The organism is Burkholderia sp. GW821-FHT14F03 (genome assembly GCF_058803765.1).
The window spans coordinates 26,044-46,144 of sequence record NZ_JBXAPG010000049.1; the positions used below are offsets into that span (position 1 = coordinate 26,044).

General features: G+C 63.7%; 19 protein-coding genes and 2 pseudogenes. 9 read left to right on the forward strand and 12 right to left on the reverse strand.

The genetic code is table 11. The features are described 5' to 3' along the window. Positions 1-734: 734 nt before the first annotated feature. On the forward strand, positions 735-1,118 hold the full coding sequence (locus tag AC1RQF_RS27135) for a hypothetical protein (protein WP_273999666.1): 384 nt from the start codon (positions 735-737) through the stop codon (positions 1,116-1,118). 104 nt (positions 1,119-1,222) lie between these two features. Here AC1RQF_RS27135 and gshA read toward each other — a convergent pair whose 3' ends face one another. From gshA to ada, 3 genes are all read right to left on the reverse strand, one after another. Further along, positions 1,223-2,836, reverse strand: a complete 1,614-nt coding sequence (gene gshA / locus AC1RQF_RS27140; RefSeq protein WP_273999668.1) for a glutamate--cysteine ligase — start codon at positions 2,834-2,836, stop codon at positions 1,223-1,225. Positions 2,837-2,979: 143 nt separating this feature from the next. Further along, positions 2,980-3,906, reverse strand: a complete 927-nt coding sequence (locus tag AC1RQF_RS27145) for a DNA-3-methyladenine glycosylase family protein (protein ID WP_273999669.1) — start codon at positions 3,904-3,906, stop codon at positions 2,980-2,982. Continuing rightward, on the reverse strand, positions 3,903-5,006 hold the full coding sequence (gene ada, locus AC1RQF_RS27150; RefSeq protein WP_273999671.1) for a bifunctional DNA-binding transcriptional regulator/O6-methylguanine-DNA methyltransferase Ada: 1,104 nt from the start codon (positions 5,004-5,006) through the stop codon (positions 3,903-3,905). Before ada ends, AC1RQF_RS27145 begins: the two co-directional genes overlap by 4 nt. Before the next feature lie 397 nt (positions 5,007-5,403). Between ada and AC1RQF_RS27155 the strand changes: the two genes are divergently transcribed. Further along, positions 5,404-5,817, forward strand: coding sequence for a VOC family protein (locus tag AC1RQF_RS27155; RefSeq protein ID WP_273999673.1), 414 nt, complete (start codon positions 5,404-5,406; stop codon positions 5,815-5,817). Positions 5,818-5,824: 7 nt separating this feature from the next. On the opposite strand, the gene AC1RQF_RS27160 is transcribed toward AC1RQF_RS27155, so the two are convergent. The 3 genes from AC1RQF_RS27160 to speG all read right to left on the reverse strand — a co-directional run bounded on the left by AC1RQF_RS27160 (position 5,825) and on the right by speG (position 7,868). Further along, a complete protein-coding gene (locus tag AC1RQF_RS27160; protein ID WP_273999674.1) occupies positions 5,825-6,379 on the reverse strand; it encodes a YaeQ family protein in 555 nt (184 codons plus the stop codon). Between the two features lie 172 nt (positions 6,380-6,551). Beyond that, positions 6,552-6,899 (reverse strand): surface attachment protein Sap1, encoded by a 348-nt coding sequence (sap1, locus tag AC1RQF_RS27165; RefSeq protein ID WP_273999676.1) that lies wholly within the window; start codon positions 6,897-6,899, stop codon positions 6,552-6,554. A gap of 426 nt (positions 6,900-7,325) precedes the next feature. Then, a complete protein-coding gene (speG, locus tag AC1RQF_RS27170; protein WP_273999678.1) occupies positions 7,326-7,868 on the reverse strand; it encodes a spermidine N1-acetyltransferase in 543 nt (180 codons plus the stop codon). A 158-nt stretch (positions 7,869-8,026) separates the two neighbouring features. Here speG and AC1RQF_RS27175 point away from each other — a divergent pair, with 158 nt between their 5' ends. Together AC1RQF_RS27175 and AC1RQF_RS27180 are read left to right on the forward strand one after the other, a co-directional pair. Further along, positions 8,027-8,197, forward strand: coding sequence for a hypothetical protein (locus AC1RQF_RS27175; RefSeq protein ID WP_492873348.1), 171 nt, complete (start codon positions 8,027-8,029; stop codon positions 8,195-8,197). Between the two features lie 386 nt (positions 8,198-8,583). Continuing rightward, complete coding sequence (locus AC1RQF_RS27180) at positions 8,584-9,222, forward strand: VC0807 family protein (protein WP_492873349.1); 639 nt, start codon at positions 8,584-8,586, stop codon at positions 9,220-9,222. A gap of 9 nt (positions 9,223-9,231) precedes the next feature. Here AC1RQF_RS27180 and AC1RQF_RS27185 read toward each other — a convergent pair whose 3' ends face one another. Further along, on the reverse strand, positions 9,232-9,483 hold the full coding sequence (locus AC1RQF_RS27185; protein ID WP_252984702.1) for an energy transducer TonB family protein: 252 nt from the start codon (positions 9,481-9,483) through the stop codon (positions 9,232-9,234). Positions 9,484-9,839: 356 nt separating this feature from the next. On the opposite strand from AC1RQF_RS27185, the gene AC1RQF_RS27190 reads away from it, so the two are divergent. From AC1RQF_RS27190 to AC1RQF_RS27200, 3 genes are all read left to right on the forward strand, one after another. After that, entirely contained in the window at positions 9,840-10,280 is a 441-nt protein-coding gene (locus tag AC1RQF_RS27190; protein WP_273999684.1) for an Hsp20/alpha crystallin family protein, read from the forward strand. A 15-nt stretch (positions 10,281-10,295) separates the two neighbouring features. Next, complete coding sequence (locus tag AC1RQF_RS27195) at positions 10,296-10,697, forward strand: Hsp20/alpha crystallin family protein (protein ID WP_273999685.1); 402 nt, start codon at positions 10,296-10,298, stop codon at positions 10,695-10,697. 243 nt (positions 10,698-10,940) lie between these two features. Next, positions 10,941-11,774: a class I SAM-dependent methyltransferase gene (locus AC1RQF_RS27200; RefSeq protein WP_273999686.1), complete on the forward strand. Its 834-nt coding sequence runs from the start codon at positions 10,941-10,943 to the stop codon at positions 11,772-11,774. A 631-nt stretch (positions 11,775-12,405) separates the two neighbouring features. Here AC1RQF_RS27200 and AC1RQF_RS27205 read toward each other — a convergent pair. Then, complete coding sequence (locus AC1RQF_RS27205) at positions 12,406-12,717, reverse strand: DUF4148 domain-containing protein (protein ID WP_273999687.1); 312 nt, start codon at positions 12,715-12,717, stop codon at positions 12,406-12,408. A 1,028-nt stretch (positions 12,718-13,745) separates the two neighbouring features. Here AC1RQF_RS27205 and AC1RQF_RS27210 point away from each other — a divergent pair. After that, positions 13,746-14,467 (forward strand): annotated as a pseudogene (locus AC1RQF_RS27210) (IS5 family transposase). A gap of 68 nt (positions 14,468-14,535) precedes the next feature. Here AC1RQF_RS27210 and AC1RQF_RS27215 read toward each other — a convergent pair. From AC1RQF_RS27215 to AC1RQF_RS27230, 4 genes and pseudogenes are all read right to left on the reverse strand, one after another. Continuing rightward, on the reverse strand, positions 14,536-15,732 hold the full coding sequence (locus tag AC1RQF_RS27215) for a hypothetical protein (protein ID WP_273999689.1): 1,197 nt from the start codon (positions 15,730-15,732) through the stop codon (positions 14,536-14,538). 244 nt (positions 15,733-15,976) lie between these two features. Next, positions 15,977-16,221, reverse strand: a pseudogene (locus AC1RQF_RS27220) (integrase core domain-containing protein); the annotation flags it as partial. 321 nt (positions 16,222-16,542) lie between these two features. Beyond that, positions 16,543-17,694 (reverse strand): tyrosine-type recombinase/integrase, encoded by a 1,152-nt coding sequence (locus AC1RQF_RS27225; protein WP_492873357.1) that lies wholly within the window; start codon positions 17,692-17,694, stop codon positions 16,543-16,545. After that, positions 17,622-17,783: an Arm DNA-binding domain-containing protein gene (locus tag AC1RQF_RS27230; RefSeq protein ID WP_492873350.1), complete on the reverse strand. Its 162-nt coding sequence runs from the start codon at positions 17,781-17,783 to the stop codon at positions 17,622-17,624. The genes AC1RQF_RS27225 and AC1RQF_RS27230 overlap by 73 nt, the downstream gene beginning before the upstream one ends. A 576-nt stretch (positions 17,784-18,359) precedes the next feature. Between AC1RQF_RS27230 and AC1RQF_RS27235 the strand changes: the two genes are divergently transcribed. Further along, positions 18,360-19,511 (forward strand): STY4528 family pathogenicity island replication protein, encoded by a 1,152-nt coding sequence (locus tag AC1RQF_RS27235; protein ID WP_492873351.1) that lies wholly within the window; start codon positions 18,360-18,362, stop codon positions 19,509-19,511. The last annotated feature ends 590 nt before the right edge of the window (positions 19,512-20,101 follow it).

Consider the following 20,101-nt stretch of genomic DNA (forward strand, 5'->3'; position numbering starts at 1 on the left):
GCCGATTCCATTGCCGCTGAATTCGCTTGAATCGTTCCGCGCCGGAATCCGGATCGATTCAGGCGATCCGGCACGCCATCACCGGCACCGTCAACTCGAGGCGTATTGGCGAAAATCACCTTTCACATCCATTAAGCCTGAATATCACAGAGCCTTTCATTAATCAGGAAAAATTTCCCTCTCCCAATTTGATATCTCACATTTGCGGAAATTTGTACTGACGCATGGAAATCGAAATCCATTCGGGCAATACGGAAATCCTCTCTCACGATATCGAGATAATCGGACGGCAACGCGTTCAAACAAACCGCGGCGCCACCCGCACACATCAAGGTCGCGCATGCCCGCCTACCCTTGCGCCATGTCCATGGCGCGCTTCGACGCCGTCGATCTACCGCTTTAAATCCCCCGCCGAACTGAGGTACATTCCGGGCATAGGAAAAAGCATCGCTTCGGATCAACGCCCGCACATTAAAGCGTGGCAATTTGCACAATCCGAGCCGGGGTCACATGAGGTTCGTTAAAGGTTTCGGGTTAAAGATCGTTAATTAACCGGATATCCGCATCTCAACACGCTAATCTAGTTTCATACAGTACGAATCACACGCACGCTATGTCGACCTCCATTCGGCAGCGCGCTTTCACGCGCGCGCAGTCCATCGCCATTTCCGCCCGCCCGGGATTCCGCCCCGGCGCCACCCGCGATGCGTAGCCGCAAGCCACGCTCCAAATCGATGTTGCTTCCCGCGACGGCGGCGTCGATACGCGAACGGATCCTGCGCAACCACGTCGCACTCGCCGCGTTGCTGGCGGGACAGGGCAACGGGCACTTGCTGGCGGCGCTGATCGAAACCGCCTATCTCACCTGGTATCTGCAGGACGCCGGATTCGGCACGGCCGAACGAGAACGGTTCGAAGCCGTCGAGCGCATGATCACCGCCGCCTCGCAGCGCGCGGAAAGCGGCGGCTGGTCGCTCGAGGCCGAGGACAGCGAAACAGCCGGATGGCTGCTCGAATACCACGAGCAGCAATTGCTGCATGCCCCGGTCTTCGTGGTCCACGACGCGCAAAAGCGCCTCGCGCATTTCGTGCGCAGCGGCAGGCAGTCGCCGTGGTGACGGCGCAGCGCGACAAGCGGGAAAAGGGATCGCGGCCGCCGGCCGAGCCGGCCGGGGGAAAGTGAGGAGGCGACGGCAGGCGCGGACCGCACCCGCCGCCTGGCTCAGACGCTGAAGCGATTCAACGTATAGGCGCGATACGCGGCCACGAACGCATCGAACGAGCCGGCATTCTTGCTTTCGAGTTCGGCCTGCTCCACGAGCGACTGTTCGGCCAGCGCCCGCGCCGCGCGCGTCGCGGCCTCATCGAGCGGCCGCGCACGGAACGCCTGCGCGTGCGCCTCGCTGCGTGTGCGCGCGAACGTCAGGAACGACTGCCCCGTGTCGCGCATCGTCCGCAGCACGTGCGCCGACGGCGTGCGCTCCGGATCCGCGACCTTGTCGCGCTGCGCGGCGACCGTGCTCAGATGCGCGGTATCGCCGCGAATCTCGTCGAGCACGCGCGCCGCCGCCTCGACCTTGTCGAGCATCTCCTCGGCCCACGCGCGCAGCGGAATCGCCGCGCCGTCGCGCGTCAGCTCGAGGCCGGGCCGGCGGCCCTCCAGCGTCACCTGGCCGAAGTTCGCGTTCGCCTCGCGATACGCGTCGCAGGTCAGCGGCGCGCTGTCGTCGAGCGCGCACACGAGCAGGAACGCATCCATGAAGCGCGCGGTGGCGAGCGCGATGCCGGTGGGCTCGAACGGGTCGATGTCGAGGCAGCGCACCTCGATGTACTGCACGCCGCGCGAGGCGAGCGCATGCAGCGGCCGCTCGCCCGAATAGGTCACGCGCTTCGGGCGGATCGTCGAGTAGAACTCGTTCTCGATCTGCAGCACGTTCGTGTTGATCTGGATCCACTCGCCGTCGCGATGCGTGCCGATCGCCTCGTATGCCGGATAGGGCTCGCTCACCGCCTTCGACAGCGCATCGAGATAACCCGGCAGCGTGTTGTAGTCAATCTCGAGCGCCGCCTGCGCGGTCGTGTTCGAGTAGCCGAGGTCGCTCATCCGCAGGCTGGTCGCGTACGGACGGTACAGCGTGTCGGCATCGAACGTTTCGAGCGTATGCGCGCGGTCGCGCAGGAAGCGCGCGTCGAGCGCCGGCGATGCACCGAACAGATACATCAGCAGCCAGCTCGTGCGCCGGAAGTTGCGGACCAGCGCCAGATAGCGCTCCGACTGATAGTCGACCATGCCCGCCGTCGAGCCTTCCTCCGCATGCAGCCGGCGCCACACTTCCTCGTCGAGCGAGTAGTTGTAATGGATCCCGGCGATGCACTGCATCGTGCGGCCATAGCGATAGGCGAGGCCGCGCCGGTACACCATCTTCAGCTGGCCGATGTTCGAGGTGCCGTAGTCGGCGATCGGGATCTGGTCGTCGGCGGGCAGCAGGCCCGGCATCGACTCGTTCCACAGCATCTCGTCGCCGAGCGCGGCGTACACGTCGCGGTGCAGTTCGTCGAGCCGTTCGAGCGTGACGGCCGCATCGGGCTCGGCGGGCGTGATGAGTTCGAGCAGCGCCTCCGAATAATCGGTGGTCACCAACGGATGCATGAGCGCCGACCCCAGCGCGCGCGGGTGCGGCGTCTGCGCGATCATGCCGTCGCGCGTCACGCGCAGGCTTTCCTTCTCGATGCCGCGCAGGCCGCCGGGCAAGCGCGCGCGCGTGTCGCCCGTGCTCAACAGCGCGAGGCGACGCGTCAGCAAACCGGTCTGGCGGGAAGTCTTGGTGTTCGACATGGAAACGGGATGACGGGCTCGGTGGCGCGCGGCCTGAGGCGCGCATCACCTGGCTGGATTGACAGTAGCGGGCACTTTAACATCTCGCCGTCGCGCTCGCTTGAGCCGGCCTCGGCGCGCTCAGGGTTAGCCCGTAGCGCGCGTCAGCCGCCCCGCGCGCCGCCCGCGCGGTCCGCGATTTCGTTCCACAGATGCATCGCCGCATAGGCGCGCCACGGCCGCCATGCGTCGGTGCGGGCCCGCTGGCGCGGCGCGCGGTCGAGCGCCGGATCGCGCGCCGCGATCGCCTGCATCAGCACCAGGTCGGTCGCCGGCCACGCATCGGCGTCGCGCCACGCGCGCATCGCGATGTACTCGACCGTCCACGGACCGATGCCCGGCAGCGCGAGCAGCGCCGCGCGCAAGTCCGCCGGGGCGGCGCCCTCGGCGTCGAGCGGCACCGCGTCCGTCGCAATCGCCTGCGCGACGCCCTGCAGCGCCGCCACCCGCTTGCCCGGCATGCCGATCTTCACGAGATCGCACGCGGCCAGCGCCGCCGGCGTCGGGAAGCGCCAGCCGGTCGCGCCGCCCGCGAGCCGTTCGCCGGCCCGCTCGACGAGCCGCCCGGCGATCGTGGTCGCCGCCTTCACGCTCACCTGCTGGCCGACGATCGCGCGCACCACCAGCTCGAACGCCGACCACGTCCCCGGCACCCGCAGGCCCGGCGCGGCTGCGACGAGCGGCGCGAGCCAGGCGTCGCGCGACAGGGATGCGCCGATCGCCGCCGGATCGGCGTCGACATCGAACATCACGCCGAGCCGCGCGGCCAGCGCGTGATCGGCCACCCGCGCGACACCGCCCTCGAGATGTGCGAGCAGGCAGGCCCGGCGGGGATGCCGGCGCACCGTCAGCAGCCCGCTCTCGCCCCGGTAGTCGATCACGCGGCGGTATGCGCCGTCCTCGACCGCCTCGACGCCGGGAATCGCGCGGCCCGCCAGGAAGCGCAACAGGCGCGCCCAGTCGTAGGGCGCGCGAAACGGCAGCGTCAGTGTGAGATCCGCGCGGAGGGCGCTCGCCTGCGCCGCGCTCACGCCGCGTCGTCCACGCGCAGCGCGGGCGGCTTGGGTTCGGCCTCGGCCGCATGCCGCGCCTCGGTGTCGAGCAGCACGGCCTTGCGCGTCACGCCCCAGCGATAGCCGGCAAGCGCGCCGCCCCGCTGGACCACCCGGTGACACGGAATCGCCAGCGCCACGGGATTCGCCCCGCACGCGCTCGCGACCGCCCGCACCGCGCGCGGCAAGCCCAGTTCGGTGGCGATCTCCGTATAACTGCGCGTCTCGCCGTACGGGATCCGCAGCAGCGCATCCCAGACGCGCAGCTGGAACGCGCTCGCGCCGATGTCGAGCGGCAGGTCGACGCACTGTCGCGTGCCGGCGAGATAGGCCTCGATCTGTTCCACGAGCGGGCGGACCCGCTCGGTCGCCTCGACCAATTCCGCGTTCGCGAACGACGTCTTCAATTCGTCGACGAGCGCGGCCCGGGTGTCGCCGAACGCTATCCGGCACACGCCCTTGCGGGTCGCCGCGACCAGCACCAGGCCGAGCGAGGTGGTCGCGGTGCTGTAGCAGATCCGCAGCCCGGCGCCCTTGTTGCGGAACGCCGACGGCGACATCCCCAGCTCGCGCGACGTCGACGCGTACAGGCGCGATGAGGAACCATAGCCCGCGTCGACCGCGGCGCGCGTCACTTCCGCCCCCTCCTCCAGCGCCTTGCGCAGCGCGGCGCCGCGCAAGGCCGCCTGGTACTGGCGCGGCGACACGCCCACCACGCGCTTGAACACCCGCTGCAGGTGGAATGCGCTCACATGCACCGCGTCGCTCAGCTGCGCGAGCGTGATGCGTTCGTGCGGATGGGCGTCGAGCACCGCGCACGCGCGCTCGGTGATTTCGAGTTCACGCGGCTGCCCTTCGGGCTGGCAGCGCTTGCACGGCCGGAAACCCGCGGCGCGCGCCGCGGCGGGATCGACGAAAAACGCCGTGTTCACGCGCAGCGGCCGCCGCGAGGAACACGAGGGCCGGCAGAACACGCCGGTGGTCTTTACCGCGTAGACGAACACGCCGTCGGCTTCGGGATCGCGCGCGACCAGCGCTTCCCAGCGAGCGTCGTCGGTCGAATAGGCTGATTGCATCATGGCCTCACAAAACTGCGGGAGCGGAATGATTCGATATGCCTACTGTAAGCGGCGTCGGATCGCCTGACGCCCCTGAATCTTGCGGTGTAATTCCCCCGTCCAGTCTCGTTATTGTCGACCGTCACCCCCTTGTCACGCAACGGTCGTGGCGCCGCAACAAAGCAGGGTTTTGTTGCGATGCGGCTCCGACAAAACGGCCGTCTGACGATTTTTTACACCCTGGATATTGCGCCGCACCATCCGCGTGTGTATAGTTGGAACTGTCTCCTCCATGTCTCCTCCTGATATGGATTAAGCCCGTTCCCCGTGAGCGGGCTTTTTTTCGTCCATCGATTTCGCAGGGCCGGGCGCGGGGCTACACTTCCCGCCATTCCCGTCAGAGGAGGAGACGCCGCCAATGAAACCCCACATCCGCGACATCGATCACATCGTGCTGCGCGTGACCGACCTGTCCGCCATGGTCCGCTTCTATTGCGACGCGCTCGGCTGCCACGTCGAGCGCGAACTGCCCGCCCAGGGGCTCGTGCAGCTGCGCGCGGGCCGCTCGCTGATCGACCTGCTCGCGGTGGGCGGCGCGCTCGACCGCGCCGACAGCGGCGCACCGGGCGCCGGCCGCAACCTCGATCACCTGTGCCTGCGCGTCGAGCCGTTCGACGCGGCCGCGCTGCGCGCGCACCTGAGCGCGCATGGCGCGCAGCCGGGCGAGCCCGCCGAGCGCTACGGCGCGGACGGCTATGGGCCCTCGATCTATCTGTTCGACCCGGAGGGCAACATGGTCGAACTCAAGGGACCGCCGGGCGCGGCCCACTGACCACCCGTCACGCGCCGTCGCGCGCCTTCAGCACCACCCATTCGATCGCGACCGGATCGTGGGTCGCGCTCGACAGCCAGGCCTCGCCGTCCTGCACCGTGCACTGAAGCCGCATCGTGCGCTCCGCCATGCCGGCGAGCGCCGCGGCGACCTCCTCCGTGAGCGAGATCACCTGGACGTTGCGCAGGCGTTCGACCTTGCCGCGCACGCCCTGCCACCAGAGATCGGAGGTGCGGCCGCCGTAGGCGATCACGTTCACCTCGCCCGCGCGGCCGCTCGCCTTCGCGATGCGGCGCTCGTCCGGCTGCCCGACGTCGATCCAGGTGTCGATCGCGCCCGTCAGGTCCTTTTGCCAGAGATCCGGCTCGTCGACGTCCGACAGCCCCTTGCAGAATTCGAGCCGCTCGTGCGCGAACAGCGCGAACGCCGCGATGCGCACCATCATGCGCTCGTCGGTCTCGGACGGATGACGCGCCACCGTGAGCGAATGATCGGCGTAATAGTGCCGATCCATGTCGGCAATTTGCAGTTCAGCCTTGTAGATCGTGGATTTCAGCGCCATGCGGGATCTCGGGCCCAAGCGGGCCGTTCCATTCATTCGGGTCGGGGCGTGATGATACCGAATGTGCGGGTCGCGGCGCGGTAAACGCAAAACGGCCCGGCATCAGCCGGGCCGAAACCAAGGCGCATCCGGACAGACGCCCGGACGCGATCCGCCGGCGGATGCGCCGACGTTATTGCTTGATGAAACGCGAATCCGTCCAAAGACCCTGCTGGTCGCTGTTCTCCGCGCTCACGAACTGGATGTCGCCCTTCTCGATGCTGACGACCCGGAAACGCTGCCCCTCGGGGACGGACAGGCAGCGATAATCATCGAAGTAACGCTGCTTCGCCTGCGCCTGGCCATCGCGCTCGTGGTTCAACGCGGAATCAAGGTTGTCTTTCGACAAGCATCCCCAGGCATTCTTGGTCAGCTGGATTTCCTGCTGCGGCTTGAGCGACGCATCGCCGCCCGCGTGGGCCGCCGAGAAAGCGGCAATGCCGCTCATCAGCGCAAGCAGTACACCGGTTCGCTTCATCATGAAATGTCTCCGTGCAAGCAGGATCCGGGTTCGGGTTAGCTATGTATTTAAAGGCATCCGCGGACCTGCGATTTTTCATCCTAGAAGATGCACGGTCGATAGCAAGCACATTCATTGTGCGTTCGCAATAGTGGCGAATTGTCGCACCCCCGATCAGCGGCCTTAAAGACTGCGCAAGCGCCTGTTTTGTCAGCGGAATCCATTCGGCATCGCCCTGCTTTCATCTCTGAAAGCCTTATTCCAAAAGGCTTTCCTCAAAATCGCCGTGCGTTGAATGAACAATTTAGATCATTCAGGATTTTCAGTCATTGATTTGGTGCAACGCACATAAAGTCACGAGAAAAATATTGCGCCGCGACATGAAATTCCAAGGTCGACTGAATACAAGAAAAATGCCAGGCCAATCGGCCCGGCACGCTGGCGGCCTTATGCAGCGGGCGCGCCCTGGAAGTAATCGTGCTGGAACATGCACATGCGCAATGCATTGTGATACGTGCCGTTGCCGAAAAACTCCTCGATCAGCTCGGCCTCGTGCCGGAAGCCGCATTTCTCGTAGACGTGGATCGCCGCGACGTTCGACTTGTCGACGATCAAATAGAGCTTGCGCAGGTTCAGCACCTTGAACGCGTACTCGATCGCGAGCCGCGTGGCGCGCGTGGCATAGCCATGCCCCTGGCGGTTGGGCGCGATGATGATCTGGAACTCGCCGCGGCGGTGGATGTAGTCGACCTCGATCAGCTCGACGAGCCCGACCAGTTCGCCTTCCGCATCCACCGCGACGAAACGGCGCTCGCGTTGGTCGTGGACATGCCGGTCGTACAGCTGCGACAGCTCGGAGAAGGTTTCATAAGGCTCCTCGAACCAATAGCGCATGATCTTCGCGTCATTGTTCAGTTCGTGGACGAAGCGCAGGTCGTGGCGTTCGAGTGGGCGCAGCGCGAGCGAGTGATTGGGATTCTGTATTTGCATGAAGGTTTGTCCTTGGGTCATTCAGCCTGGCGTATCGGGATATGGAGATCCGCGATGGACCCGATGCACGGGTGATGCGCATCGGCAGAAAATGACTGCGGGCCCTCACACAGAGCCTAAAATGAAAGCAGGGTTCCCGCCACCCGCCGGAGGTCATCGTGATCGAGCAACTGATACTGGGCGTTTTCCTCGTGCTGCCGCTGTTGATCGTGGCGATTCTGTTCTCGGACGAGCTTTGGCAGGAACACCGGCTGCAGCACCCGCGCGTCGCGCGCACGACGCCGATCGACTGGCGTCATCCGTGGCGCCATCTGCGCCGCGACCACTGATATCGCCCGGACCGGCCGCGCGCCCCGCGCCCGGCCCCTCCGCATGCGCATGCCCCTTCCATCCTCGCCTGCGCCCGACGCCGACGCCGACGCACACGCCACTGTCACGCCCGCTCCCGATACGACCCGCGCATAAAGCCGCGTATCGTCGCCCTGTGCGCGCTCCCGACGCCTGGAACGGGCCGGCGGATCGCGACACCTGCCGCCCGCCGATCATCGTCGCACGCCCCTTGCAACTGGCGGTGCCGCGCCGTGTCGGCGCGCGCACCGATGACGTGCATCCGCCCGCCATATCGATGACAATCAGCGCATGGCGTCCCCGCCCGCCACGGGCATGCCGCCTGTCGCCGCCAGCCGCCGGCCGACCCTCCCCGTTCAGAATCATCATGAAAATACGCGCGTCGTTCGTCGCGGAGCTGGTCGCCAATTTCGCCCTGCCGTGGCTCGTCTACCGGCTCGCGCAACCGGCCTGGGGCGAACTCGGCGCGCTCTACGCCTCGGCCGCGCCGCCGCTGCTTTGGAGCCTGTTCGAATTCCTGCGGCATCGCCGTATCGACGCGGTCAGCGCGATCGTGCTGCTCGGCATCGCGCTGTCGTGCGCCGCCATCTCGTTCGGCGGCAGCCCGCGCCTGCTGCTGATGCGCGAGTCGCTGGTGTCGGGCTGCATCGGCGCGGCGTTCCTGTTGTCGCTGCCGCTCGGCAAGCCGCTCACGTTCTATCTCGCGCGCGCCACCATCGCCCGCCAGCGCGGCGACGGCGGCGCCCACATCGAGATGCTCTGGCGCGAGAGTCCGTCGTTCCGACGCGGCATCCGCGTGGTGACGTGGGTGTGGGGGCTCGGGCTCACCGGTGAAAACCTGCTGCGCGCGTGGCTCGCATGGAACTGGCCGATCGAGCGCTACCTGCTCGTCGCGCCCTTGATCGGCTACAGCGTCTATGGCGCGCTGCTGTTCTGGACCTTCTGGTATCGGACGCGCATGCGCGAACGGGGCATGCGCGGCGGCGCAATCATCGAGGGCAACTGAGCCGCGCGTTCAGTCGACGTCGTAGGACAAATCGTGCCAGCGCTGCGACGTCCCCGACGATCCCAATTGGCCGCGCGGAAAATGCATTACCGCGATCGCATCGAGCGCCTTCGCGTCGCGCGCCGGATCGCCGCAGCTGCGGCGCACCTTCAGGTCGCGCACGCGACCTTCATCGTCGAGCCACACGCGAACGATCACCTTGCGGCGCAGCGCATCCGGCACATTCCCCGTCCGGGACAACAAGCGATCCATCAGCGACATCGACATCCTCCATCCAGGGTTCGTCCGCCCGCGCGCCATGCCGCGCAGTGCGTCGTTGCGCGTAGCTTGCCGCCGATTCCGATGCGATGCAACGTCCTGCTGCACGCGAACGCGCCTGGACGCCGACCGTATCGCACGCACCCCGACCCTGTTTCGCCACTCGTCATGCTCGCGACGGGATTTTGTCGCGCGTCAAATTCGGACTCTTGAAATCGCAGTCGACGCTCTCATGTTCGTGTCACGCAGCAGCCGCGCCCCGCGCACTGCGCAGACCGACTGACCCGCCGTCGCCCGGCGAACGCGCCCGCATGCGCGTCACGCCTCGTCCGCCGGCATCATCCCTGGAGGATAGGAACATGAGCGATCTCTACTTCGGCGCCGATCTCTTCGGCGAGTTCGACCGACTGCAACGCCAAGTGGCCCACCTGTTCGGCGGGCTGCCCTCATCGAGCATCCGGGCCGGCCGGCTCGGCGCCTTCCCGCCCGTCAACATCGGCTCGACCGACGACAGCATCGAGATCGTCGCGTTCGCGCCCGGCATGCAGGCCAAGGACTTCGACGTCTCGATAGACAAAGGACTCCTGACGATCAGCGGCGAGCGCAAGCACGTCCAGGAAAGCGGCGGCGACGCCCGCACCTATGCGCAGGAACGCTTCGTCGGCAGCTTCCGCCGCGTGGTCGAACTGCCGCAGAACGCCGATCCCGAGACGGTCAGCGCCCGCTACGAAAACGGTTGCCTGCTCGTGCGCGTCGGCAAGCGTGAATCGTCGAAGCCGCGCGCCATCACCGTCCAGTAACCGAAGGAGCCAGCCATGAGCAGCAGCAACCAGATCGTCGAACGCGCGCCGTCCCGCGCGCTCACGGGTGACGCGCGGCGCGTGTTCACCGTCACGCCGGCCGTAGACGTCCATGAGGACAAGCAGGGCATCACGCTATGGGCCGACCTGCCCGGCGTGTCGCGGGAGCAGCTCGAGGTCAAGGTGCACGACGGCAATCTGTCGATCGACGCGCGCGCATCGGTGCCGACACCCGATGGCCTGCGCGTGCAGCACGCGGAGGCCCGCGAGCCGCATTTCGCGCGCAGCTTCGTGATCAGCCCTGACTTCGATACGGCGCGGATCGCGGCGAATCTGCAGGACGGCGTGCTCAAGCTAACGATCCCGCGTCGCGACGAAGCACGGCCGCGCAAGATCGAAGTGAGCGCGGGCAGCTGAACGATGCGCACGGATGCCTGAGAGGGCGTTCGTATTCGTCACCATGCGGCGCGGCGCCATGCGCGCCGCAATCGACATGCGGTTCCCGGCGCGCGGATCACCGCGCCGCCGCCTGATCCGCGCCTGATCCGATGTGTTAGCTGTAGAACAGTCTTGCTCATGCCTTCGTCACGATACTGAGCATTCCTGCGGACTCGCGGCATGACCGCGACCGGAGCCGGAACAGGTTCGGAGGAGACGCGCATGAAGCAGGACCGCGGACAGGACAGCATCAACCGGGCAGCCTGGCGCAGCCGGAGCGCACGCAATGGCTACGGCCGCGCGTCCGGCTGGACGGATCCAGGCGAAGCCGCCGCGTTCGCGTGGCTCGCCGAACGCATCCGTGGCCAGCCGATCCTCGACATCGGCGTCGGCGGCGGACGCACCGTTCCGCTCCTGACCGCGCTCAGCACCGACTACATCGCCGTCGACTACACCCCCGAACTCGTCGAGATCTGTCAGCGCAATCATCCCGGGATACAGGTCCGGCATATGGATGCGCGCGATCTGTCCGCGTTCGCGGATGCGTGCTTCGGGCTCGTCGCGTTCAGCTACAACGGCATCGACGCCGTCGATCATGCCGGACGTCTGGCGATTCTCGGGGAGTGCGCGCGTGTGCTCAGGCCCGGCGGATACCTGCTGTTCTCGACGCACAACCTGCACGGCCCGAGCTATCGCCGGCGGCCAAGCGATCTGCTGCGCCTGCCCCGGCGCGACGCCGGCCTCGTCGAATTCGGACGCGACACGCTGCGCATCCTCTATGCATTGCCGGTTGGGGCGTTCAACTATCTGCGGCACACGCGCCTCGATCAAATCGAGGATGGCTACGCCACGCGCGTATGCGCCGCGCATCGCTTCGGCATCGTGATCCTCTATACCGATTTCGCCACGCAACGTCGGCAATTGGCGGACGCCGGGCTGCATTTCGACGTCGCGTTCGGCAACGCGGATGGTGCGAGGGTGGATGAAACCGTCGACTTGAGCCGTGAGGAGTGGATTCACTTCATCGCGCGCAAGCGGTCGCACGGTGATGGGTGATGGGTGATGCGCCGGTGCGCTCCGGCGCGTCAGCGGGGAATGGGAGTGCGTCCGGCGAGCGAAAGCGCAACGAACACGAGTGCGGCCATCAGCACGACCAACAGAGTCAGACGAAGCCAGCCCTTGCGTGTATTCGGCAACGAGACGAGGCCGTCGGGGTTGCCGCTGAGCACGGCGAGCGCGCGTGCGAGGTGCGATCAACACGGCGATCACCAGCGTTGCCTTGGCCACGCCCGAGAAGATCGATTCGATTACGCGCCGCCAGCGAGTCGATCGGTAGGGGCCGGCGACAGGGCGGCGAAATTCAGGTGGTCGATCGAAGCGCATCGGGTCGGGTCGTGGAGGCGGTTTGGAACAGGCAGCGCGTGGATCGCGCGGAAAGGACCGACATGCTCGAAGCGCCTTCGTACGCGCGGTGCAGCGCAGGGATGGCGCAGGCTCGATTGTGGCAAAAAATGCCCGGACCGGGTGGCCCGAGCGAAGTCGCCGGACGAAGCGACGACGGAGGTCAGGTGAAACGAGCGGCGCGCAGCGCGGGCGATAGTCCTGTGCTCGGCGGCCGTGAAAACATCAGAGATACGTGAAGGCATCCGGGGCGGCGCTTCAGCACGCCGCGCGCCGGTGCGCATCGTTACGGATGGCTGTACATCGCGTTCCAGTCGGCCTTCGACACGGCCGCCGCCGGACGCCCTGCCGCAGATGCGTTCTCCACGCCGCCGTAGCCGCTGTTCGCATTCATCTCGCGCACGCGGGCCTGGGCAGCCTGCAGGTCTTCCGGATAGTGCGGATCGGAACCGGCAGCCGGACGCCAGCCCGCCTTTTCGAGTTGCACCAGTTCGGCGCGAACCTGCTCGCGGGTGATGGGGCCGTTCGATTGCGCGAACGAGATTGCGGGGACGGTCAGGGCGACGGCAACAGCAACGGCGTGGATCAGGGACTTCATGACGACTACCTCCTTCGGACTTGGGATCGGTGCGACGGCTTGTCTGCAACCGGTGACTGAAGTCTAGGAGCATCCGAACCTAGGGTTAACACTGATCTTTTGAAAGCAGTGTTCCTGAGGGTGGAAGAATGGGATGGGGGATTGTTTCGGGGCGGGGTTTGTTGCCGGGCCGGTATCCTGGGTCCAAAGCACCGAGCCAATCAAAACCTCGGGGAAATTGCGCTGTAATTCGAGACAACCTCGCCGAATCCGACTTTGCTACGCGGCCCCAAAACAAGCGGGCCCCGTTATGACTCGCCGGGGATTTGTCGGCAGCGTGAATCACGGCGGTATGAGAAATGGAGCGCTCTGCTCACGCCAAGCAGCGAGAAGCCGAGGCGCAGCACCGTGCGCACTGCGGCCGTACGAGACGCCGAGCGCGCCGCGAAGGCGGATGAGAAAGAACGGAAGCCGCTCTACATTGAGTCCTAACTGGCGGACGCCGAAAGTCAGTACGAACAAATCGAAGACAGAATTCAGTCACTCGGCACGATGCTGGCCAGCGGGTTGAAGCGTAATCCGACGATCAACGTCTCCGATTTGCGCATCTCCCCAACCCATGATCCGCTCGACCCGAACGATCTCGCTCCCACGTACCGAGAAGCTTTCTGGACTCGGCACGAGTCGAAAAAAAGCCAAAGGTATGGCAAGTATCCTGCCCTAGGTGAAAAGCGCGTCCGAGAAACGGGTCCAGGCCGCCCAGCAGGCATTCGAGCGGGCACAACTGGCGTTTCAGGCGAAGGAGGATCTGCGCGACGTCCATGCGCACCATCAAAAACTGAATCTCAATGGACGAACTTGTGAATGCTAACCAACCCTACCTAGAACAGCCCTGCTCGACCTCGGGCGAATCAATACAAAACCCCGTGTGACCGGCGAGCGTCTTTCGTGTTCAGGCTCCGTGAAAGTCAGCAGGCATTTGTGTACTAGGAGTTGTTTACATTCGATGAAATGTATTTACATCTTGTCTTTTGCACAAGCGGGCCAAGATGATTCGAACGTTACTGGGCGACGAGGTATGGGCACAAATCAAATCGGTTTTGCCTGACAAGAAAGGCGCTCCAGGACGAACGGCAGCCGACAATCATTGGGTTGTCGAAGCCGTTCTCTGGATCGGCTGAACGGGCTGCCGGTGGCGCGATTTGTCGAAGGAGTTCGGTGCATATTGCGCTTCTCGCGGTGGCGTCGCAAAGGCGTGTGGGAGCGCGTGGCGCACGCAGTGTCCGATGAAACGGAGATCAACGCGTGCTGATCGACTCGACCCTCGTGCGTGCGCATCAGCATTCCGCCAGTGGGCCCGCAAGCGCCCTGGCGTTCGCGCGGCGGACTGACGACCAAGCTGCATCTGGCTGTCGATGAAGCCGGACGTCCTGTGCGAATGATCATCACCGAGGGACAGGTTGCCGATATTTCGTGCACGCACGAATTGGTCGAGCATCGGCGCACGGGCGCGGTGATTGCCGATAAAGGCGACGACTCGGATGCCTTCGCGAACACTATCCATGCCGCGTATGCCAAGGTTGCCGTCCCGCCACGCTCGAATCAAAAGACCCAGTGTCGGCACAGCCGCGCGCTGTACCGAACTCGGAACATCGTCGAACGCTTCTTCAATCGCATCAAACATTTTCGTCGCGTCTCCACTCGATACAACAAGCGCGCGGGCAACTATCTCGTCTTCGCAGCGCTGCCTGGGCCTTTGGGACGCTGGTGAGCATGTGAACAGAACCTAATTGTGTACTACAAACCAACGCCTGCCCTTCCAAGTTCGCGCGCTACCAACTACTTCAGCAGGCGACCGACGGCACGCAGCGGCGCCGTAACCTGCCATGAAGTCGATTTTCTCATCGCGGCGAGACTCTCATCGCGATGACGCAATTCATCGTCCAGATTGCGAATGCGCTCTTGCAGCGCTTGTACCGCTTCGCGCGTTTGCTGCTCGCCTTGCGCCACCGTCGCGGCAAGTTGGGCGATCCGTGAATTTCGCTGCGTGCATTCGTCCTGCGCGGCACGTAATTCCTGCTGCAATCGCGCCACCTCTGCATCGCGGGCAGCGACCGTCTGTGTAAGGCTGCGGATAGCCTCATCCTGCCGGCGCATCTGCATGAGCGCGGGCGCCATATGCCCGAGCGAATCGCGCAAGCGATCGAACAGCGCCACGATCTCCGGATCGTCGATACTGAGTTCGTCACGGCTCACGCGGCGCAGCATCGTGTAGGCATCGATGGCGTCCTGGGGCACAGCCGGATCGAGCCGCAGGTCAGCAGTCTCGAAACGCGCGTGGCGCAGCGATTCATCCAAGAAAATATCGGCGTACTCCCGGTATTCGGGGCTCTGTTCATCGGGCGGGGGAAAACCGAGCGTCGATGCGATCCGCTGCAACTGGCTGGCCGGATCGGCAATGATCGCATCGAAATCCACCACGAGCCGGCGCGCGCCGCGGCTTCCGTGCATCGCGTCGACGATGTACTCGAGCCACAGATAGCAGGCCTTCTCTGTCCCGTAGCCCCATGCCTTCGCGAGCGAGCGCGCCACGCTGAGCGGATCGCGCAGCGAGATCACGTAGCCATGATCGAGTTCGAGATGATCGAAGATCGGGCGCCAAAATCCGAGTAGCCGCGAAGTACGCGGGTCCTTGAATCCGAATGGTTTGCCATCGGCCGTGCGCTGGAGCAACAATGCAGACGCCCGCAGGCGGAACGCGGCAAGCTTATCCGCGGATATGTCCTGCAGGGAAATCGGTCCGTGCGATTGCCAGTCCGCCTGCAGCTCCCGCATCAGCTCGATGTTCAGTTCATAGACATCGAGGTCTTCCCAGAACCCTTTATCGTTGATTCCGGGCCACGCCTTCATTAGATTGTCCCCGAGCTGGACGCCGAAAACCGGCAGTGCGCGCGCGGTCGCGCTGGTCCCGCTTCGGGCCATCCCAAGGACAACAACTAGCTTACGCTGTGCGTTAGTATGGATGTGATTGATCATTTACCAGCTATCGAATCCTTAGTTTTCCGAATGTAATTTGAAGAAATCTGAAAGGCGTCGTATTCGCACCGCGATGGACGAACTCGTAATACCGAGCGTGAGATCACGCGCATCAGGCGTTTCGTAGGACGCCGGCAGGCCGTTGAAGACATTACTACAAATGCCCGATCCGGCGCATGTTCGTTGTCCACACCGGGTCGATCGCAGCCGATCGCCCTGACTTGCGGCGGCATCTTGTAGCCAGTTAAGCAGTGAGTCGCATGTCGATATTATCGGACTCCAGCCAGGCTCGGCGAACCGTGGCCGGAGGTTGGTAGCGATGGGCGCTATGCGGCCGTCGCTCGTTGTAGAACTGTCCCACTGCTCGATGAGCACCTTGGCTTCGGCTCGGCTGCGGAACCATTCGCGATTCAGCAATTCGTCGCGCAGCTTGCCGTTGAAGCTTTCAACGAAGCCGTTCTGCCATGGACTACCGGGCGTGATGAAGGCCGGGCCTATAACCGCTCGTACTTCGTCGATAACGGAAAGGCCCATCGCTTTGATATTGAACGATGAGGCTGCGCTCGGCCAATCCAGGCTCGCGTGGTTCATGCGCGACTGTGCACGCGACGTTCGTCAACGCTGCCCGGCGTACGACCGCCCAGAAAATGAACCCGTGCTCTGGCGACATCTAAATCTTTTTGCACGTGAGGCTACCGATCAACTGGCCTTAGCCGCAGAACGCGACGTTCGCCACTACATGGAACTGCGATTCCAGTATTCACATGAGCTCTTTGCCAAGGACCTGGCGTTGCGCGACATCTTGATCAATCAATACGTTGCTTCAGGCCCGTGATACGACAAGACTCGAAGCTGGCGCGAGAGCATCGATGGCGTCAGCCCAGGCTTGCAACATAGCCTGCATTGCTCTGAATATTCAGCCCGGTTGTACACACCGCGCACGCCGCCGATCGTGTGGTTGAGCGCCTTCTCCACCACATCGGATGCCCAGCCTTTTTCGTGAAGCAACGTAGAAGCAGTCCGGCGCAAATCGTGGATGGTAACTGCCGGAATGTTCTGCCCTTGCAAAGCGACCTTGAGTACTTTGTTCAGCGCGTTGTGCGCGAAAGGCTTGGTCAGGGAACCACGACCAGGCAATATCCATTTACTGTTACCCGCCAGTACCAGCAACTCCTTGAAGAGCGATACGGCCTGACTCGACAAGTAGACGATGTGCGGCTTCCCCGTCTTCGAGTTTTCTTCAGGAATATGCCATTCCGCTTCATCACGATGCAGGTCTTTGCTCTTAGCTAACAGCAGCTCGGATTTGCGCACCAGGGTGAGCAGGATTAGGTGCAAGCCAATCTTGAATTGCCGCCGGATGTTGGACAGGTGAGCAGCTTGCAGGAACTGTTTGATTTCGTCAGGCGACAAAGCACGTTCACGCGAGACGGCTTTGTAGACGTGCCGCATGGGCAACGCCATGACTGGATTGACTGAGATCAGCCCGCAGGTCACCGCGTAGTCCAGCATGCGTTTAAGCAGTCCGCGTATCTGGCCTGCGGCGGCGTCAAAGCCCTGTTCCTTCTTCCGCCAGATCACTGACCGAACGTCTTCGGCCGTGACTTCACATACTGGTTTCATGCCGATGTAAGGAAGAATGTCTTTGTCCAGATAGCGGCGCGGTATGGTGTTGTCCTTGCGGTCGCGTTGCTGGATCTCCTTGAAATAGCGTTCGGCGAACTGCTTGAGAGTGGTGTCTTCCGGGCCGGCTACCTTGGCGCGCTGCTTTCGTTGCGCTGGCGATTCACCGATGGCCGCCATCTGCGATGCACCGTCACGCATGAGCCTGACGTTTTTGAGGGTGAGTGCGGGGTACTTGCCCAGAGTGAGCTTTTCGTACTTGCCGTTCAGCCGGTAGCGGGTAGCGGGTAGCGGGTAGCGGGTAGCGGGTAGCGCCGGACCATCCCCCCGGTTGGAAATACCTCCAGGTACAGGCCGCGATCATCGCTGACGGTGTAGGTCTTGTCCCTGGGCTTGAGTGCCTTCAGGGCGGTGTCGGTGAGTGCCACCTTCTACCTCCGTATGTCCAAGTAGAGGAAGGCTCAGGCCAAAACCGCTACTTGGACATAAAAACAGACGGCTTTCGGTGTGCTCCGGCAGAACGCTTTAGGCAAGAAACTCAGTGATTATGCGGGTTTCAAGGCGATTTGAAGACCTTGATGGAACCCTGCGGAAATCAGGTTATTTGCCGATGCAGAAGCAAGAGAAAGCCATCTACTATGTTGATTCCAAAGGGTTTTTATAAAACCACTTTGGGCGCTTGGACATAAACTTGGACATACCTTGAAGTCCAGCCTTCTATGAACCTCTGTGGATAACAGTGGAAGACCCGCAATCTAGAGGTTACAGGGGCATGTGGATAACTCTGCCACTGCAATCGCCGTTCAAGCGGGTCAATGACCGCGCACCATCGTGCATAGATGCCAAGCTCGTTCGATTCTACCGTCGAACAGCTCCTACTTCACCCCTATTTTTCTCGATCAAACCGGTTGCTTAGCAGACCGAATTGTTGGCTGAAGTGTGGGTGTCCGATGCGATGAGATTCAGAGGACGGGCCGTTGTGGCCTACACCTCGGAGATCTCTCATGACAGACAATCACAGCAGCTTTACCCCGCAAGCACATGTCGGCCCGTTCATCACACCATCAGCGTTGATGCTCGACATCCGCCTCACCCCGGTGGAGCGCAACGCATGGCAGGTCCTGCGCATGCTGCACGGTGTCGATGGTCGTAGCGCGCTGGCTAGTCTGGCGCAGTTGCGGCCCTATCTCACCACCACCCCGCTAGGACAGCGTGCCGGATTCGAAACGGCCTGGCGCGCGCTCATCGTGCTTCGGCTGACAGGCTGGATTAGCCTTGTGGGACAACATCGTGACCCCTTGTCTGGGAATGTCCTTAGCGAGCTGTACCAGACCCACGAAAGCCCTTTGACGTTCACGCAGGCATGCGAAATCGACCTGGGCCTGGCGAAACTTCTGCAAGACTCCATCGGCCACGAAAACAACCAGGTCGATCGCGTTGCCCTCCACATCCGCGATGGGCTTGAACCCATCGCTGCAGCGCCTGCTAGCGATGCCCAGGTAGGTCGCGATGATGAGGACCCGCCGTCATCCCCGCCGCCATCCATTGATTCTGCTTGCGAGTCGAGCGTTGCGCAGCAGAACGAAGCCGACCGTCTGGCAATGCAATGTCATAGCCCTACGTATAAAGAAGATAAGTATAAAAAATACGTACGTACCGCACGCACACATGCGCGTGAACCTGCGCCCACACGTGAGCGCGAGTCTGGTGCACCCTTGCCGTTGCCGCCGTGCCTCGAACGCGCTGCAGAGGATCAACGGCGCGATATGCAAACCGCTCTGCGGCGTCTGCCCCGGCAGGTGGGCCAGGAGGTACTGCAAGAGCTAGAGGCTCGCCACAGGGACGGCGGCGTGCGCAACGTGGTGGCCTACTTGTTTGCGCTCATCCGTCGTGTCGGTCAGGGTGAGTTCCGGCTCTGGGCTGGCAAGCGGTTGGCCAGCCAAACACAGCAGGCTGCGCAAGACACCTCAAGCGTGACCGCTCAAGGGGCAACAAGTGCGCCGGGAAGTGTGATGCCGGTGTTCAAGCCCGCCTCGCCCGAGGTGGTGCGTCGGCATATGGATTCAATCCGCTCGATGTTGAACATGCCGGCGAAGGTAGGCGATCTGGCAGAGGAACTGATGCTGAGCGGCCACTGGAAGCCAAGCCCCGCATAGCAACTCGACCCACCTTCGCGGCCTGCGGCCTTGACCAAGAGGTGCTGCCTCTTGGAACTCCGTTCTCGCCGAAGGGCATGGGTGCAGGGGGAAAAGCGCCCTGCACCCCCGCCGTAAGGCTGGGGTCGCTGCATGGGCGTCAATGGTGCGCTACGCCGGGTGCTCACCCGTTCGGTGCTCGCCTGCGGCTGCGCTCCGCTGCGGCCTGCGCGCCCGCCATTGACCCCCACTACGCTCGCCCCAGGCAAGCCGCTGCATACACCAAGCTGCCCGCGCTGGGTGGGCAAGGGGGAACTCCTTGCGCGCCCAGGGTGGGTAGCCGACAAGCCCCGCAGGGGCGCGTCAGCAGGCGTGCTCACGGCTATCCCAGCCCCTTTGTGCTCGGATACTGCCGCAACGGCGTTGGCCTTTTGCACGGTCCCCAGCGATGCGAGGGGCCGTCACTGCTTCGGCAGTGACGGCCCCCCGGAACCTGCGCGGAATATGGGCTTGAGCACGTTCCTATTGATTGCGGCATGCGTGACGATGCCCATTTACATTGACCTTGCACCACGCCACGACCGATGGGCTTTGTACATCGGCACCCCCAA